The organism is Streptomyces sp. NPDC056479 (genome assembly GCF_042795335.1).
GTDB lineage: Bacteria > Actinomycetota > Actinomycetes > Streptomycetales > Streptomycetaceae > Streptomyces.
In genome coordinates this window covers 476,858-492,757 of sequence record NZ_JBHTRZ010000008.1, presented here as the reverse complement: position 1 = coordinate 492,757, position 15,900 = coordinate 476,858, and the positions used below count along the sequence as shown (strand labels likewise).

The 15,900-nt window shown below is 71.0% G+C and carries 15 protein-coding genes; 11 read left to right on the top strand and 4 right to left on the bottom strand.

The genetic code is table 11. The features are described from left to right. Positions 1 to 49 precede the first annotated feature (49 nt). Entirely contained in the window at positions 50 to 1,846 is a 1,797-nt protein-coding gene (locus ACFQ6S_RS31265; protein ID WP_383417104.1) for an AMP-dependent synthetase/ligase, read from the bottom strand. Between the two features lie 296 nt (positions 1,847 to 2,142). On the opposite strand from ACFQ6S_RS31265, the gene ACFQ6S_RS31260 reads away from it, so the two are divergent. From ACFQ6S_RS31260 to ACFQ6S_RS31235, 6 genes are all read left to right on the top strand, one after another. Further along, positions 2,143 to 2,940 carry a metallophosphoesterase gene (locus tag ACFQ6S_RS31260; RefSeq protein ID WP_383417101.1) on the top strand — a complete coding sequence of 266 codons (798 nt, stop codon included), beginning with the start codon at positions 2,143 to 2,145 and terminating at the stop codon, positions 2,938 to 2,940. 143 nt (positions 2,941 to 3,083) lie between these two features. Then, positions 3,084 to 3,524, top strand: a complete 441-nt coding sequence (locus tag ACFQ6S_RS31255; RefSeq protein WP_383417098.1) for an SRPBCC family protein — start codon at positions 3,084 to 3,086, stop codon at positions 3,522 to 3,524. A 146-nt stretch (positions 3,525 to 3,670) separates the two neighbouring features. Beyond that, a complete protein-coding gene (locus ACFQ6S_RS31250; RefSeq protein ID WP_383417096.1) occupies positions 3,671 to 4,849 on the top strand; it encodes an ArsA family ATPase in 1,179 nt (392 codons plus the stop codon). A gap of 57 nt (positions 4,850 to 4,906) precedes the next feature. Then, entirely contained in the window at positions 4,907 to 5,413 is a 507-nt protein-coding gene (locus ACFQ6S_RS31245) for a DUF5304 domain-containing protein (RefSeq protein ID WP_383417093.1), read from the top strand. A 111-nt stretch (positions 5,414 to 5,524) separates the two neighbouring features. Continuing rightward, positions 5,525 to 6,478 (top strand): ROK family glucokinase, encoded by a 954-nt coding sequence (locus ACFQ6S_RS31240; RefSeq protein WP_383417090.1) that lies wholly within the window; start codon positions 5,525 to 5,527, stop codon positions 6,476 to 6,478. Positions 6,479 to 6,606: 128 nt separating this feature from the next. Beyond that, positions 6,607 to 7,356, top strand: coding sequence for an endonuclease/exonuclease/phosphatase family protein (locus ACFQ6S_RS31235; protein WP_383417088.1), 750 nt, complete (start codon positions 6,607 to 6,609; stop codon positions 7,354 to 7,356). Between the two features lies 1 nt (position 7,357). Here ACFQ6S_RS31235 and ACFQ6S_RS31230 read toward each other — a convergent pair whose 3' ends face one another. Together ACFQ6S_RS31230 and ACFQ6S_RS31225 are read right to left on the bottom strand one after the other, a co-directional pair. After that, positions 7,358 to 7,990, bottom strand: coding sequence for a hypothetical protein (locus ACFQ6S_RS31230; RefSeq protein WP_383417086.1), 633 nt, complete (start codon positions 7,988 to 7,990; stop codon positions 7,358 to 7,360). Next, on the bottom strand, positions 7,983 to 8,762 hold the full coding sequence (locus ACFQ6S_RS31225) for an alpha/beta hydrolase (RefSeq protein WP_383417084.1): 780 nt from the start codon (positions 8,760 to 8,762) through the stop codon (positions 7,983 to 7,985). Before ACFQ6S_RS31225 ends, ACFQ6S_RS31230 begins: the two co-directional genes overlap by 8 nt. Positions 8,763 to 8,953: 191 nt before the next feature. Between ACFQ6S_RS31225 and ACFQ6S_RS31220 the strand changes: the two genes are divergently transcribed. The 5 genes from ACFQ6S_RS31220 to ACFQ6S_RS31200 all read left to right on the top strand — a co-directional run bounded on the left by ACFQ6S_RS31220 (position 8,954) and on the right by ACFQ6S_RS31200 (position 13,976). After that, complete coding sequence (locus ACFQ6S_RS31220) at positions 8,954 to 9,685, top strand: lysophospholipid acyltransferase family protein (RefSeq protein ID WP_383417081.1); 732 nt, start codon at positions 8,954 to 8,956, stop codon at positions 9,683 to 9,685. A gap of 95 nt (positions 9,686 to 9,780) precedes the next feature. Next, positions 9,781 to 11,010, top strand: coding sequence for a MacS family sensor histidine kinase (gene macS / locus ACFQ6S_RS31215; RefSeq protein WP_383417078.1), 1,230 nt, complete (start codon positions 9,781 to 9,783; stop codon positions 11,008 to 11,010). Then, entirely contained in the window at positions 11,007 to 11,699 is a 693-nt protein-coding gene (locus ACFQ6S_RS31210; RefSeq protein WP_383417075.1) for a response regulator, read from the top strand. Before macS ends, ACFQ6S_RS31210 begins: the two co-directional genes overlap by 4 nt. 159 nt (positions 11,700 to 11,858) lie before the next feature. Then, positions 11,859 to 12,887 carry a 6-phosphofructokinase gene (locus ACFQ6S_RS31205; RefSeq protein ID WP_383417072.1) on the top strand — a complete coding sequence of 343 codons (1,029 nt, stop codon included), beginning with the start codon at positions 11,859 to 11,861 and terminating at the stop codon, positions 12,885 to 12,887. A 93-nt stretch (positions 12,888 to 12,980) separates the two neighbouring features. Then, a complete protein-coding gene (locus tag ACFQ6S_RS31200) occupies positions 12,981 to 13,976 on the top strand; it encodes a 2-hydroxyacid dehydrogenase (RefSeq protein WP_383417070.1) in 996 nt (331 codons plus the stop codon). On the opposite strand, the gene ACFQ6S_RS31195 is transcribed toward ACFQ6S_RS31200, so the two are convergent. Further along, on the bottom strand, positions 13,928 to 15,808 hold the full coding sequence (locus ACFQ6S_RS31195; protein ID WP_383417068.1) for an anthranilate synthase family protein: 1,881 nt from the start codon (positions 15,806 to 15,808) through the stop codon (positions 13,928 to 13,930). The two genes, ACFQ6S_RS31200 and ACFQ6S_RS31195, sit on opposite strands and share 49 nt — an antisense overlap. Between the last annotated feature and the right edge of the window lie 92 nt (positions 15,809 to 15,900).

Genomic DNA, 15,900 nt, shown 5'->3' with positions numbered 1-15,900 from the left:
GTCCTCCTGGAGGACACCGCGCCATGAGCCGTCGTACGAAAGGGGCTTGCTACTTCTGGTAGATCGCCTCGATCTCGTCCGCGTAGTCCTTCGCCACGACGTTGCGCTTGAGCTTCAGCGACGGCGTCAGATGGCCCGAATCCTCAGTGAACTGGGCCGGCAGAATACGGAACTTCCGCACCGATTCCGCCTTCGACACCGCGGCGTTGCCATCGTCGATCGCCGACTGGATCGCGGCCAGCAGGTCCGGGTCCTCGCGCAGCGACACCGCGGTGGAGCCCGTCGGCTTGCCGTGGTCGGCGCACCAGCGGTCCAGGAACTCCTCGTCGATGGTGACCAGCGCGCCCACGAACGGCCGTCCGTCGCCGACCACCATGCACTCCGCGACCAGCGCGTGCGCCCGGATACGGTCCTCGATCACGGCCGGGGCGACGTTCTTGCCGCCCGCGGTGACGATGATCTCCTTCTTGCGGCCGGTGATCCTGAGGTAGCCGTCCTCGTCGAGGGTGCCGATGTCACCGGTGTGGAACCAGCCGTCGGCCAGCGCCTCCTCGGTCGCGCCCGGGTTGTTCCAGTACTCCTTGAACAGGTGCTCGCCGTGCAGCAGCACCTCCCCGTCGTCCGCGATCCGCACCACGGAACCCGGCAGCGGCTGACCGACCGTGCCGATCTTCTGCCGGTCCCAGGGGTTGAACGCGGTGGCGGCACAGGACTCGGTCAGGCCGTAGCCCTCCAGGACCGTGAAGCCGATGCCGCGGAAGAAGTGCCCGAGCCGCTCGCCCAGCGGGGCGCCGCCGGAGATGGCGTACTCGCCCTTGCCGCCGAGCACCGCGCGCAGCTTGCTGTAGACCAGCTTGTCGAAGACCTTGTGCTTGATCTTCAGACCGACGGCCGGGCCGGTCGGGGTGTCCAGCGCCTTGCTGTAGGCGATGGCGGTGTCCGCCGCCTTGTCGAAGATCTTGCCCTTGCCGTCGGCCTGCGCCTTGGCGCGCGCCGAGTTGTAGACCTTCTCGAAGACGCGCGGCACGCCGAGGATCAGCGTCGGCCGGAACGAGGCCAGCTCGTCGGTGAGGTTCTTGATGTCCGGGACGGTGCCCAGCTTGATCGGCGCCATCATCGGCGCGACCTGCACCAGGCGGCCGAAGACGTGCGCCAGCGGCAGGAAGAGCAGGACCGAGCACTCGCCGGTGCGGAACAGGGGCCGCAGACGCTCGACGATGTTGCCGCACTCGGCGAAGAAGCTGCGGTGGGTCAGCACACAGCCCTTGGGACGGCCGGTCGTGCCCGAGGTGTAGACGATGGTCGCCGGGTCGTCGGCCTTGGCCAGCGAGCTGCGCTCCTCGACCGCCGCGTCGCTGATGTCCTGCCCGAGCCGGCCCAGCTCCTCGACGCCGCCGGCCTCGATCTGCCAGACGTGCTTGAGGGCGGGCAGCCGGTCGCGCACCGACTCGACGGCGGCGGTGTGGCCGTCCAGCTCCGTGACCATGGCGGTCGCGCCCGAGTCGCCGAGGATCCACTGCACCTGCTCCGGCGAGCTGGTCTCGTACACCGGCACGGTGACCGCGCCCGCGGACCAGATCGCGAAGTCGAGCAGGGTCCACTCGTAGCGGGTGCGGGACATCAGGCCCACCCGGTCGCCCGGCTGGACGCCGGCGGCGATGAGCCCCTTCGCGGCCGTGTGCACCTCGGTGAGGAAGGTGGTGGCCGAGACGTCCTGCCAGGCACCGCCGACCTTGCGGGCGATGACGGCCACGTCCGGGTGCTGCGCGGCGTTTCTGCGGACGATGTCGGTCAGATTGCCGTCCGCAGGGACCTCGTACAAAGCCGGAAGGCTGAACTCGCGCAAGACTGCTGCTCCTCATAGGGCGCCGGCGCCACGACGTTGTGTGATGCGACGGTGCGGTCCAAGGCTCGGGCAGGTGCTCAGGAATTCACATGTTGAAATCCTGAGCACGACTGGACTGCCCGGACGTTACCCGCCGGTATGGCGTCTTCGACAGGGGGGTCCGGCGAGATGTTCGCTGCGTCACACGGATTGGTGTTTCTGCGCGCACAGTAGTCGAGCGGTCTGACGACTGGCCAGTAACCGTCGATTCGGCTGCCACTGTTCACGTATGCCGCACACGCCTACCCTTGATCGCCATGGCACCGACACCGACGGGAAACCGCAGAACGCGCGTTCATGTGGTCAGCGATGTGCACGGCAACGCCCGCGACCTGGCCAGGGCCGGTGAGGGCGCGGACGCCCTGATCTGCCTCGGCGACCTGGTGCTGTTCCTGGACTACGCCGACCACTCGCGCGGCATCTTCCCCGACCTGTTCGGGGTGGAGAACGCCGACCGCATCGTGGAGCTGCGCACCGCGCGGCGCTTCGAGGAGGCGCGGGAGTTCGGGGCGCAGCTGTGGGCCGGGATCGGCTCGGACCGGCGGGCCGCGATCGAGAAGGCGGTGCGCAAGCAGTACGCCGAGTTGTTCGCGGCGTTCCCGACGCCGACGTACGCCACCTACGGCAATGTCGACATGCCGCCTCTGTGGCCGGAGTACGCCGGGCCGGGCACGACCGTGCTGGACGGAGAGCGGGTCGAGATCGGCGGCCGGGTCTTCGGCTTCGTCGGAGGCGGGCTGCGCACCCCCATGCGCACGCCGTACGAGATCAGTGACGAGGAGTACGCGGCGAAGATCGAGGCCGTCGGGGAGGTGGACGTGCTGTGCACGCACATCCCGCCCGAGGTCCCGGAACTGGTCTACGACACGGTCGCGCGGCGCTTCGAACGGGGAAGCAAGGCGCTGCTGGAGGCGATTCGCCGGACGCGTCCTCGTTACTCCCTCTTCGGACATGTGCATCAACCGCTGGTCCGGCGGATGCGGATCGGCGCCACGGAGTGCGTGAACGTGGGGCACTTCGCCGGCTCGGGGAAGCCGTGGGCGCTGGAATGGTGAGCGAATTCGGATGCGGTGGGCGGTTTCGCGACGATGGCGCAGGTGGGGGTGAAGTCGGCCGGTCGGGCGCGCGGTAGCCTTCACGCGGCACTTGCGTGCGCACCACGACTTCCTACCGGCCCGCATCTGGAGGAGCCACGGCGATGGCGGAACACACCAGCTCGAGCATCACGATCGAGGCGGCACCGGCCGATGTGATGGGGGTGATCGCGGACTTCGCCCGCTACCCGGACTGGACCGGCGAGGTGAAGGAGGCGGAGGTCCTCAAGTCCGACGACCAGGGCCGCGCCGAACAGGTCCGTCTCGTCATGGACGCCGGGGCGATCAAGGACGACCAGGTGCTGGGGTACACCTGGACCGGTGAGAACGAGGTGTCCTGGACGCTGGTGAAGTCCCAGATGCTGCGCTCCCTCGACGGCTCGTACATCCTCAAGCCGGCGGGCGCCGGGTCGACCGAGGTCACGTACCAGCTGACGGTGGACGTCAAGATCCCGATGCTCGGCATGATCAAGCGCAAGGCCGAGAAGGTCATCATCGACCGGGCGCTGGCGGGGCTGAAGAAGCGGGTCGAGTCGGGCAAGTAGGCGGTTCGCCGCGGGTGGGCGGGGGTACGCGATACGCGTTGTCCACCCGTCCGTCTGCCGGGCCCGCTGTCGGGCCCACCCACCTGCCATGACGCCGGGTGACGCGAAATCGGCCCGAACTCCGACGTCCGTTACGGTTCACCCCCATGCGCACCATCCTGATCACGGGCCCCGGCGGCAGCGGCCGTACCACCGTCGCCGCCGCCACCGCGCTCGCCGCCGCACGTGAGGGCACCCGCACCCTCGTCCTCAGCGCCGACCGCACCGACACCCTGGGCGCGGCACTCGGCGTGCGCACGGGAGCGGCGCCGACCCGGGTCGCCGAGGGCCTCACCGCCTGGCGCCCCGACGCCGACACCGGATTCCGGGACGACCTCGCCGCCTTCCAGGAGCGCGCCACCACCGCCCTCGACCTCCTCGGCGCCTCCCGGCTCGACCCGGAGGAGGTCACCCCCCTCCCCGGCGCCGAGGAACTCGCGCTGCTGCGGGCCCTGCGGGACGCCGCGCTCACCGAGGCCCACGACCTTCTCGTCGTCGATCTGCCCGCCACCCCGCACGCCCTCGCACTGCTCTCCCTCCCCGAGGAACTGCGCCGCTATCTGCGCCGGCTGCTGCCGCCCGAGCGGCAGGCGGCCCGTGCGCTGCGCCCCGTCCTCGGACGACTGGCCGGCGTGCCGATGCCCGCGGAGTGGCTGTATGAGACCACTGCCCGCTGGGACCTCGAGCTCGCCGCCGTGGAGGCCGTCGTCGCCGACCGCCACACCGTCGTACGACTGGTCGCCGAACCCGGACCGGGCGGCGCCGACGCCGTGCGTGCCGCCGGCCTCGCCCTCGCCCTGCGCGGTCTGCGCCCCGACGTGCTGATCGCCAACCGCGTCCTGCCGGAGACGGAGGCGGCGGCCGGCAGCTGGCTCGCCGGGCCCGTGGCCCAGCAGCGCAAGGTCCTGGAGGAGTGGCGCGAGGACGGCTACGACGTCCGGGGCGTCGCCCACCTCGGGCGGGACCCGCGCGGCACCGACGACCTCGCCGCGCTCGCCGTGCCCGCCGTCAACGACACGTCGTCCACCGTCGAGTGGCCCGTCACCGACCGGCTCGCCGAGGACGGCGTCCTCGTCTGGCACATCCCGCTGCCCGGCGCCGCACGCGACGAACTCGACCTCATCCGGCGCGGCGACGAACTCGTCGTCACCGCCGGGCAGTTCCGGCGCATCGTGCCCCTGCCGTCCGCCCTGCGCCGGTGCGCCGTGGACGGGGCCGCGCTGCGCGACGGCGAGCTGCGGATCCGGTTCGCGCCGGATCCGGGTCTGTGGCCACGGACCCGGTGAAGCAGGTACGCCCGTTCGGGTAACGTCGGAGAGACGAACCGTAGTCAGGAGTCCGTCATGAGCGAAGAGCTCCCCCCGTCCGAGGGCACCGAGCAGGAGGCCGTCGACGAGGTACGGGCGAGCGACGCCGACGCCTGGGCGACGGCGTGCGCCGAGGACCTCGCCGAGGAGAAGGCCCGCCGTCGCGCCGAGTACGGGGCGCCGCCCGGCTCGGCCGCCGAGGAACTGCGCAAGCTCGTCGACGCCGTCGCGGACAAGCTGTCGACCATCCAGTCCCCGCTGCTCGGCGCGGTCGCCGGACCCGCCGCCCAGCAGGTGGTCAAGCAGGTCGTGCAGCAGGCCAAGGCCGCCGTCGAGCCCGTCATCGACCGCAACCCGGACGTCTTCGACCACCTCGCCGCGGCCGGCAACGAACTCCTCGCCGCCTACCGCTCCGCGGTCCAGAACCAGGAACGGCGCTGGACGAGCGGCCCTGACGACGCCCAGGAACTGGACGAGCTCGACGACGACAAGCGCGACCCGGGCGAGGGCACCGGCCCCGGCCAGCGCATCGACTTGGACTGACGCGGCACGACTCCCTCCCGGGCCCGTCCCGCCGGGCGGACGACGGGAACCCGGCCTCAGGGCCTCGGGTACGGTTGGCCGTAGCGGGGCTCGACCGAAACTGAGGGATTCATGGGACTCACCATCGGCGTCGACATCGGCGGTACCAAGATCGCGGCCGGTGTGGTCGACGAGGAAGGCAACATCCTCTCGACCCACAAGGTGCCGACCCCGGGCACGCCCGACGGGATCGTGGACGCCATTGCCTCCGCCGTCGAGGGAGCGCGCGCCGGACACCAGATCGTCGGCGTGGGCATCGGTGCGGCCGGATATGTCAACCGTCAGCGTTCGGAGGTCTACTTCGCCCCCAACATCGACTGGCGCAACGAGCCGCTGAAGGAGAAGGTCGAGGCCCGCGTGGGCCTCCCCGTCGTCGTGGAGAACGACGCCAACGCGGCCGCCTGGGGCGAGTACAAGTTCGGCGCCGGCAAGGGCCACCGCAACGTCATCTGCATCACGCTGGGCACCGGCCTCGGCGGCGGCATCATCATCGGCAACAAGCTGCGCCGCGGACACTACGGGGTCGCCGCGGAGTTCGGCCACATCCGGATGGTCCCGGACGGGCTGCTGTGCGGCTGTGGCTCGCAGGGCTGCTGGGAGCAGTACGCCTCCGGCCGCGCCCTGGTGCGCTACGCCAAGCAGCGCGCCAACGCCACCCCGGAGAACGCCGAGATCCTGCTCGGCCTGGGCGACGGCAGCCCCGAGGGCATCGAGGGCAAGCACATCTCCATGGCCGCCCGCCAGGGCGACCCGGTCGCCGTCGACTCCTACCGCGAGCTCGCCCGCTGGGCCGGCGCGGGCCTCGCCGACCTGGCCTCCCTCTTCGACCCCTCCGCCTTCATCGTCGGCGGCGGCCTCTCGGACGAGGGCGAACTGGTCCTGGACCCCATCCGCAAGTCCTACAAGCGCTGGCTGGTGGGCGGCAACTGGCGCCCCGTGGCCGATGTCATCGCCGCCCAACTGGGCAACGAGGCGGGCCTGGTGGGCGCGGCGGACCTGGCCCGGGAGCCGGACCCGATCATGTAGCGCCGGCTTCTCGGGGTGCGCCCACAGTGCCGACCCAAGGGGCGCGGGGAACTGCGCGACAAGCCACAACGAACCGGCAGTCGCGAACAAACCTCGCGCCCCGAGGCACTGGGCGTAAATTGATCGACATGGCGCTGCTCCCCGAGTCCCGCACAAACCCTGACGGTTCAGCCCTCATCCGCGTCCTCAGCTACAACATCCGCTCCATGCGCGACGACACGACGGCCCTCGCCCGCGTCATCACCGCCTGCGACCCCGACGTGGTCCTCATCCAGGAAGCCCCCCGCTTCTTCCGCTGGCGCAAGAAACTCGCCCGCCTGGCCCGCGCGGCGAACCTCGTCATCCTCACCGGCGGCGCCACGGCCGCGGGCCCGGCGATCCTGTGCAACCTCAGGACCACCGTGGAGCGGACGCAGGACGTGCTCCTGCCGCTCACCCCCGGACTGCACCGGCGCGGCTTCGCCACGGCGGTGCTCCGCTTCGGCGGCGCCCGCCTCGGCGTCCTGTGCTGCCACCTCTCCCTGCAGAAGGACGAGCGCTACGCACAGGGCGGCATGCTGCTGGACCGCCTCGCCGGCCTGGGCGTGGAGCACGCGATCGCCGGCGGCGACCTCAACGACCGCCCCACCGGCCGCACCTTCCGCCGCCTCGCCGACAGCCTCCAGGACTGCTGGGCCACCGCCCCCTGGGGCAGCGAGTACACCTCGACCCCGCTCGACCCGCACCAGCGCATCGACGCGATCTTCGCCACCAAGGGCGTAGAGGTACTCGGCTGCGGAGTGCCCCTCGGGCAGCCCGGCATCACGCAGAAAGACCTGAGGGCGGCCACGGACCACCTTCCGGTCCTGGCCGCCCTCAGAATTCCCGCAGCTCAGTAGGTCAGACGACCGCGCCCCGCCCCGGATCGTCGTCCTCGTCGTCCGTCTTCATCCGCATCACCAGCGTGGCGAACCCGCCCAGGAACCCGCCGATGCCGAGCGTGGCCAGCCACCACGTCATGTCCCAGCCGAGCACGACGGCGAGCAGCAGCAGGATCGGTCCGCCGATCACCGCGAGCCAGGCGAACTTCGCGGTCGGGTCGGCGGCGGGCAGGGGCGGTGGCTCGGGCGGGACGAAGTGGCCCTCGTCCTCGGCGTCGAGGTCGTCCTCGGACGGCTCGGGCACGCTGTAGTCGCGGGGGCCGATGCCGGGAGCGAAGGACACCGAGCTGCCGAGCGGCTTGGCCGGCTTGGCCTCGCCGGGCTCCTCGTCCTGTTCGTCCTGCTCGCCCTGGTCGGTCTTCTCCGTCTTCGGTCCCGCGCCCGTCCCGCCGCTGGTCCCGTCGTTCGCGTCGGACTCGGGCAACGCCAGGTCCTCGATCGACTTGAACGGCTTCGCGCCCGGCGGGTCCGTGGGCTCGTCGCCGTACCCGGCGACGATCGCGGCCCAGGCGGCGTCCTCGTCGAACGGGACGTGCTGCTCTTCCGGCTCGCGGTCCTCGCGATCCTCGCGGTCGGAGTCGTGCTCAGCCACGTGCAGTCGTCCCTTCTCTGCCGACGCCGGTCGCGACCCGGCCGATGAATCCGAGGCTCTCCTCGAAGATCCGGTCCGCGTCATGGTCCAACGTCGCCACGTGATAACTCTGTTCCAGCACGATCTCCGTTACGTCCGTGGACGACACCCGGCTCAGGATCCGCGCCGAGTCCACCGCCGGCACGGTGTGGTCCTGCCGGCTGCGCAGAAGCAGCAGCGGCTGGGTGACCTGCGGCAGTTCGCCGTCGACCTGCCGGAAGAAGTTCCGCAGGGAGTGGGCCGCGTGCAGCGGCACCCGGTCGTACCCGATCTCGGCGCCGCCCTCCTTGGCGATGTCGCTGACGATCCCCGGCGCCGTACGGACGAAGTGGCGGGAGACCGGGAGGGTGTACGCGGGCAGGCCGTGGACCTTGTTCGCCGGATTGACGACCAGGACGCCGGCCACCTTCTCGCCGTGCTTCGCGGCGAGCCGCAGGGCCAGGGCGCCGCCCATGGACAGGCCGGCCACGAAGACCCGCTCGCAGCGGTCGCGCAGACCGCGCAGCTCGCGGTCCACCTCGGCGTACCAGTCCTGCCAGCCGGTGAGCTGCATGTCCTCCCAGCGCGTGCCGTGTCCCGGCAGCAGCGGCAGCGAGACGGTGAGCCCGCGCTCGGCGAGATACTCCGCCCAGGGGCGCAGCGACTGCGGGGAACCGGTGAAGCCATGGCAGAGGAGGACCCCGACCTCCCCGCCCTCGTGGCGGTACGGCTCGGCTCCAGGAAGGACCGGCACCTTACGGTCTCCCGTTCGTGAGAGGGACGGCATGGACGGGTGCGACGACATGAACCCGCGCTGCGGAGCCGCACATCGAAACAGCAGGTGTCCTTCACCGTACGCGACCGCACTGACACCGACCAGGGCCGTCGGGCTCATTGACAGCGCTCCGGGTTAAGGTCTGACCGACACAAACAGGAGGCACTCGGTTGTTGTACGGCGCGATGAAGGTGACCATCGGGGGACCGCTGAAGGTCGCCTTCAGGCCCTGGGTGGAAGGCCTGGAGAACGTCCCCGCCGAGGGCCCCGCGATCCTGGCGAGCAACCACCTCTCGTTCTCCGACTCGTTCTTCCTGCCCGCGGTCCTCGACCGCAAGGTGACCTTCATCGCGAAGGCCGAGTACTTCACCACCCCAGGCGTCAAGGGCAGATTGACGGCCGCCTTCTTCAAGGGCGTCGGCCAGCTGCCCGTGGACCGCTCCGGAGCGCGCGGCGCGGGTGAGGCCGCGGTCAAGAGCGGCATCGAGGTCCTGGAGCGCGGCGAGCTGTTCGGCATCTATCCCGAGGGCACCCGCTCGCCCGACGGCCGGCTCTACCGGGGCAAGCCCGGCGGCCTCGCGCGTGTGGCGCTCGCCAGCGGAGCGCCGGTCCTTCCGGTCGCCATGATCGACACGGAGAAGATCCAGCCGCCGGGGAAGGTCATGCCCAAGCTGATGCGCCCGGGCATCCGGATCGGCGAGCCGCTGGACTTCAGCCGGTACCAGGGCATGGAGCACGACCGTTTCGTGCTCCGCGCGGTGACCGACGAGGTCATGTACGAGATCATGAAGCTCTCCGGCCAGGAGTACGTCGACATGTACGCGACCGCCGCCAAGCGGCAGATCGCGGACGCGGCGAAGGCGGAGAAGGAACAGGCGAAGAAGGCTCAGCAGGAGAAGTAGCGGGCTCAGCAGAAGCAGGCGGACGAGGCGGAGCGGTCCGGGCCGGGACAGGGCAGTCTTGGCCGGGGCGATCCGACAACAAGGGGGGTGGGGGCGTGGCCGAGCGTGAGCGGGTCATGCGCATGTCCGTCGAGCAGCCGCTGTGGCGTGCGCTCACCGGCTACCGGGTGCTGACGATGGTGTACGCCATCGGACTCTTCGTCAGCGCCTACGACGAGGTCGCCCGCCCCTGGGTGGCCATCGCCTACTTCGCCGTACTGGCCGTGTGGACGCTGGCCACCCTGCCGCGCGTCGCCAACGCCGCGAACTGCACCAAGCGGTTCCTCACCGCGGACCTCACCATCGCGCTGGCCGGCATCCTGCTCACCCGCATCGCCGAGTCGCCCGAGCGGATCGCGGCCGGGGCCCCGACCCTGCCGTCGATATGGACGGCGGGCTCGGTCCTTGCGTTCGCCATCAAGGGCGGCTGGCGCTGGGCCGCCTTCGCCTCCACGCTGGTCGCCGCCGCCAACCTGATCCACCGCTCCGGGGTCCCGACCCGCGACACCGTCCACATGGTGCTGCTGGTCTGGATCGCCTCCATCGCCATCGGCTACGTCGTCGAGGTCGCCCGCGCCTCCGAGCGCACCCTCGCCCGCGCCCTGGAGATCGAGGCGGCGACCCGTGAGCGCGAGCGCCTCGCCCGCGACATCCACGACGGCGTCCTGCAGGTGCTGGCGATGGTGCAGCGGCGCGGTGCCGTCATCGGCGGTGAGGCGGCCGAGCTGGGCCGGATGGCCGGCGAGCAGGAGGTGGCGCTGCGCACGCTGGTCTCGGGCGGACTGGTGCCCGTGTCGCGGCTGTCGGAGGACGCCGCCGAAGGAGCCGTCGTACGCGCCGTGCAGGAGCCCGACGACTCCACCGCTCCCGTCGATCTGCGTGCGCTGCTCGCCCCCTACGCGGGCGCGAAGGTCAGCCTCGCCGAGCCGGGCGCGCCGGTGTCGCTGGCCGTGGACGCCGCACGGGAGCTGGCCGCCGCCGTGGGGGCCGCGCTGGACAACGTACGCAAGCACGCAGGCGAGCACGCGCGCGCGTGGATCCTCGTCGAGGACGAGCCCGGCGAAGTGATCGTCACCGTAAGGGACGACGGCCCCGGCATCCCCGAGGGCCGGCTCGCTCAGGCCGAGGGCGAGGGCCGGCTCGGCGTCGCCCTGTCGATCCGGGGGCGGCTGCGGGACCTCGGCGGCAGCGCCGAACTGATCTCGGTGCCGGGGCAGGGCACCGAGGTGGAACTGAAAGTACCGAAGGCCGGCAGCGCTTCACGGGGGAAGGCGGAGCAGCGATGACCGACACCGCGCACGGACGGCAGGACCCGATCAGGGTCATGGTCGTCGACGACCACCCGATGTGGCGCGACGCGGTCGCCCGCGACCTGGGCGAGTCCGGCTTCGACGTGGTCGCCACGGCGGGCGACGGCGACCAGGCGGTACGCCGCGCCAAGGCCGCCGCCCCCGACGTCCTGGTGCTCGACCTCAACCTGCCCGCCAAGCCCGGCGTCCAGGTCTGCAAGGAACTCGTCGGCCACAACCCGGCCCTGCGCGTCCTCGTCCTGTCCGCGAGCGGCGAGCACGCCGACGTCCTGGAGGCCGTGAAGTCCGGCGCGACCGGCTATCTGCTGAAGTCGGCGTCCACGGAGGAACTGCTGGACGCGGTGCGCCGTACGGCCGTCGGCGACCCGGTGTTCACGCCGGGCCTGGCCGGGCTGGTCCTCGGCGAGTACCGCCGTCTCGCCTCCGACCCGGCGCCCGCCGCCCAGGACGCCGACCAGCCGGGCGCCCCGCAGCTCACCGACCGCGAGACGGAGGTGCTGCGGCTCGTCGCCAAGGGTCTGAGCTACAAGCAGATCGCCGAACGCCTGGTCATCTCCCACCGCACGGTCCAGAACCACGTCCAGAACACCCTCGGCAAGCTCCAGCTGCACAACCGGGTGGAGCTGGTGCGATACGCGATAGAGCGCGGCCTCGACGACGAGTGACCCGCGGTTCGAGGCCGAGTGATCGTCGGCCGTCCGTTTGACGGCGCGTAAACCGAACACCCGGCGGTTCACCGGAATTGCCGGTCCGACCCATCCCGCTGTGACCTGGCTCACCATTAGCGTGGCCTCACCAGGCAACCGCGGCGAAGGGACATTTCCATGCGGGTCGGAGTACTGACCGGAGGCGGCGACTGCCCCGGTCTCAACGCCGTCATCCGGGCCGTCGTCCGCAAGGGCGTGCAGGAGTACGGCTACGACTTCGTCGGCTTCCGGGACGGCTGGCGAGGTCCGCTCGAGAACGACACCGTCCGTCTCGACATCCCCGCCGTGCGCGGCATCCTGCCGCGCGGCGGCACCATCCTCGGGTCCTCGCGCACCAACCCCCTCAAGCAGGAGGACGGCATCCGGCGCATCAAGGAGAACCTCGCCAAGCAGGAGGTCGAGGCGCTCATCGCCATCGGCGGCGAGGACACCCTCGGCGTCGCCGCCCGACTGTCCGACGAGTACGGCGTGCCCTGTGTGGGCGTGCCCAAGACGATCGACAACGACCTGTCCGCCACCGACTACACCTTCGGCTTCGACACCGCCGTCGGCATCGCGACGGAGGCCATCGACCGGCTGCACACCACCGCCGAGTCCCATATGCGGGTCCTGGTCTGCGAGGTGATGGGCCGTCACGCCGGCTGGATCGCCATCCACTCCGGGCTGGCCGGCGGCGCCAATGTCATCCTCATCCCCGAGCAGCGCTTCGACGTCGACAAGGTCTGCGCCTGGATCACCTCACGCTTCAAGGCGTCGTACGCCCCGATCGTGGTCGTCGCCGAGGGCGCCATGCCCAAGGACGGCGAAATGGTGCTGAAGGACGGGTCGCTGGACTCCTTCGGGCACGTCCGGCTGTCCGGGGTCGGCGAATGGCTGGCCAAGGAGATCGAGAAGCGCACGGGCAAGGAGGCCCGTACGACGGTCCTCGGACACATCCAGCGCGGCGGCACCCCGAGCGCCTTCGACCGCTGGCTGGCCACCCGCTTCGGGCTGCACGCCATCGAGGCGGTCCGTGACCGTGACTTCGGCAAGATGGTCGCGCTGCGCGGCACGGACATCGTCCGGGTCCCGATCGCGGAGGCCACGGCCAAGCTGAAGACCGTGGACCCGAAGCTCTACGACGAGGTCGGGGTCTTCTTCGGCTGAGCCCGGAGCCGTCACGGCGGTCGTATTCCGCCCGGCGGCATAGGGCTATGGGCCGTAATATTCGGCCCATAGCCCTATGAAACGGGAGCGGCCTTGGAGATTCTCGCCTTCGGCGTGCAGGCGGACGAGAGGCCGCTGATCGAGCGGGCCTTCCGGGGCCACCACGAGGTGCGCTGCCTGGACGTCTTCCTCAACGAGGACACCGCGCCCATCGCCACCGGCCACGAGATCGTCTGCACCAGCGTCAACTGCGACCTCGGCGACCGCGTCCTGGGGACCCTCGCGGCCGGCGGCACCAGGATGGTCGCCCAGCGCTCCACGGGCTTCAACAACATCGACCTCAAGGTCGCCGGGCGCCTCGCCATGACCGTCGCCCGGGTCTCGTACTACTCGCCGTACTCCGTGGCCGAGTTCGCCTGGACCCTCGCCATGGCGGTCAACCGCCGTATCGTGCGCGCCTCCACGCGCACACGTGACTTCGACTTCCGCCTCGACGGCCTGATGGGCCGCGACATGCACGGCCGCACCGCCGGAGTCCTCGGCACCGGAAAGATAGGCGAGGCCTTCGCCCGCATCGCCCACGGCTTCGGCATGAAACTGCTCGGCTGGGACGTCGCCGAGAACCCCGCCTGTATGCAACTCGGCATGCACTACGTCCCCAAGGAACGCCTCCTCGCCGAGTCCGACCTGGTCAGCCTGCACGTCCCCCTGATGCCGGAGACCAGCCGGCTGATCGACGCGGACGCCCTGAAGGCGATGAAGGACGACGCGATCCTGGTCAACTCCAGCCGGGGCGGCCTCATCGACACCGCGGCCCTCGTCGCCGAGCTGCGCGAGGGCCGCTTCACGGGGGTCGGTCTCGATGTGTACGAGGCGGAGGCCGGGCTCTTCTTCCTCGACAAGTCCCTCCAGGCCATCGAGGACGACACCCTGGCCCGGCTCGTCACCTTCCCCAACGTCCTGGTCACCTCGCACCAGGCGTACTACACCGAGGACGCCGTCGGCCAGATCGTCGAGACCACGCTGCGGAACGTCCTGGACTACACCGCGGGCCGCCGCTCCGAGAACGTGCTGGTCCCGCGCAACTGACCCAGCAGATCGCGTACGACGGCGGCGCCGTTCAGCGTCAGGACCGACTCGGGGTGGAACTGCACACCGGCGAAGCCTGGCCCGCGTGCGGCATGCACCTCCCCGTTGTCCGCCCGGGCGACCTCGACGCCGTGCGCGGCGAGCTCCCGCCGGGCCTCGTCGTCGCAGCGCGCCACGAAGCTGTTGTAGAAGCCGACCGTCTCCGGCCGCCCGAACAGGTCGATCGTCGTCTGCGCGCCCTGGTACGGCACTTCCTTGCGCACGATCTCCAGGCCCAGCTCGGCCGCGATCAGCTCATGGCCGAGGCAGACGCCGAGGACGCCGTGCGGGTGGTTCCGGATCACTTCGGCGGTGAGGTCGCGCAGCAGGCGCATCTTGGGGTCGGTGAGATCGGAGGGGTCACCCGGCCCGGGGCCGAGCACCACCGGCCCCTCGTGCGCGAGCACCGCCTCCCGCAGCCCGGGCTCGTCGTAGCGCCGCACGGTCACGTCGAGGCCGCTGGACCGCAGCACATGGGCCAGCATCGCCGTGAAGGTGTCCTCACCGTCGACGACCAGGGCGTGTCCGGCGAGCTCTTCGGACCGCTCCTGCATCCGCAGCCAGAACGGGGCCAGCGAGGAGCGGCGCCCGTCGAGGGCGGCACGCACGCGCGGGTCGTCGGCGAGACGTACGCGCGCGTGCTCGTCCCGGGGCCGGGACGGTCGTACGCCCAGGGCCGCCAGTACTCCCGCCGCCTTGGCGTGTGTCTCCGCGACCTCGCTCTCCGGGTCCGACCCGCGCACCAGCGTGGCGCCGACCGGCACCCGCAGCCCGCCGTCCGCGTCGATGTCGGCGGTGCGGATCAGGATGGGGGAGTCGAGGGTCTGGGCGCCGCCGGAATCCCGGCCGATCAGCGCCAGCGCCCCCGCGTAGTACCCGCGCCCGCCGACCTCGTGCCGCTCGATGACCCGGCAGGCGTTCTGCACCGGCGAGCCGGTGACGGTGGCCGCGAACATGGTCTCCTTGAGGACCTCCCGCACATCCAGGGAGGACTTCCCGCGCAGCTCGTACTCGGTGTGCGCGAGGTGCGCCATCTCCTTCAGCCGGGGCCCGACGACGACCCCGCCCATGTCGCCGACGGTGCACATCATCTTGAGCTCCTCGTCGACGACCATCGACAGCTCCTCGATCTCCTTGCCGTCGGCGAGGAAGCCGAGCAGATGCTCGGGCGTCGGGCCCTCGGCGAGATAGCGGTACGTCCCGCTGATCGGGTTCATGACGACGGTGCCGCCGGACATCCGGACATGCACCTCGGGGCTCGCCCCGACCAGCGTCCGCTCCCCGGTGTGCACCACGAACGTCCAGTACGCCCCCCGCTCACCCTCCAGCAGCCGTCTGAACAGCGCCAGCGCGTCGGCGCGGGAGAACCCCGGGATGTCACCCTCGTACGTCCGCCGGATCACGAAGTTCGCGCCCTCGCCCCGCCCGATCTCGTCCCGCAGCACCCGCCCGACGATCTCCGCGTACTCCTCGTCACCGACATCGAAGCCGCCCCCCTCCACGCGCACGTCGTGGGCCGGGAGCCGCTCCAGGGCCTCGGCCAGCGGGATGCCGTACGACTCCTCGGGGGTCAGCACCGTCAGGGGCGTGCCGTCGTCGCGGACGTCGAAGCCGCGCTCGCGGATCTGGCGGAAGGGGACCAGCGCCAGGCCCTCGTCGGGGAGGTCGGCGAGACGGTCGTATGTGGCGACCGGGCCGATCAGGACCTCGATCAGGTCGTGGCCGTGGCCCGGGGTGCGGCGGCGCAGCAGGGCGAAAGGGCGGGGGTCGTGCAGGAGCCGTGCCAGGTCCATGGTTCCTCTTCCGTCGATGTCGATCGATGCCGATCGATGCGGTCGATCTCGGTGAGGAACGGACCCCGGGAAACGCCGAAGGCCGCCCCTCG

Coding starts and splice junctions, on each gene's coding strand:
- ACFQ6S_RS31260 (WP_383417101.1), top strand. CDS start 2,143: ATGGCACCGACACCGACGGGAAACCGCAGAACGCGCGTTCATGTGGTC.
- ACFQ6S_RS31255 (WP_383417098.1), top strand. CDS start 3,084: ATGGCGGAACACACCAGCTCGAGCATCACGATCGAGGCGGCACCGGCC.
- ACFQ6S_RS31250 (WP_383417096.1), top strand. CDS start 3,671: ATGCGCACCATCCTGATCACGGGCCCCGGCGGCAGCGGCCGTACCACC.
- ACFQ6S_RS31245 (WP_383417093.1), top strand. CDS start 4,907: ATGAGCGAAGAGCTCCCCCCGTCCGAGGGCACCGAGCAGGAGGCCGTC.
- ACFQ6S_RS31240 (WP_383417090.1), top strand. CDS start 5,525: ATGGGACTCACCATCGGCGTCGACATCGGCGGTACCAAGATCGCGGCC.
- ACFQ6S_RS31235 (WP_383417088.1), top strand. CDS start 6,607: ATGGCGCTGCTCCCCGAGTCCCGCACAAACCCTGACGGTTCAGCCCTC.
- ACFQ6S_RS31210 (WP_383417075.1), top strand. CDS start 11,007: ATGACCGACACCGCGCACGGACGGCAGGACCCGATCAGGGTCATGGTC.
- ACFQ6S_RS31205 (WP_383417072.1), top strand. CDS start 11,859: ATGCGGGTCGGAGTACTGACCGGAGGCGGCGACTGCCCCGGTCTCAAC.
- ACFQ6S_RS31195 (WP_383417068.1), bottom strand. CDS start 15,808: ATGGACCTGGCACGGCTCCTGCACGACCCCCGCCCTTTCGCCCTGCTG.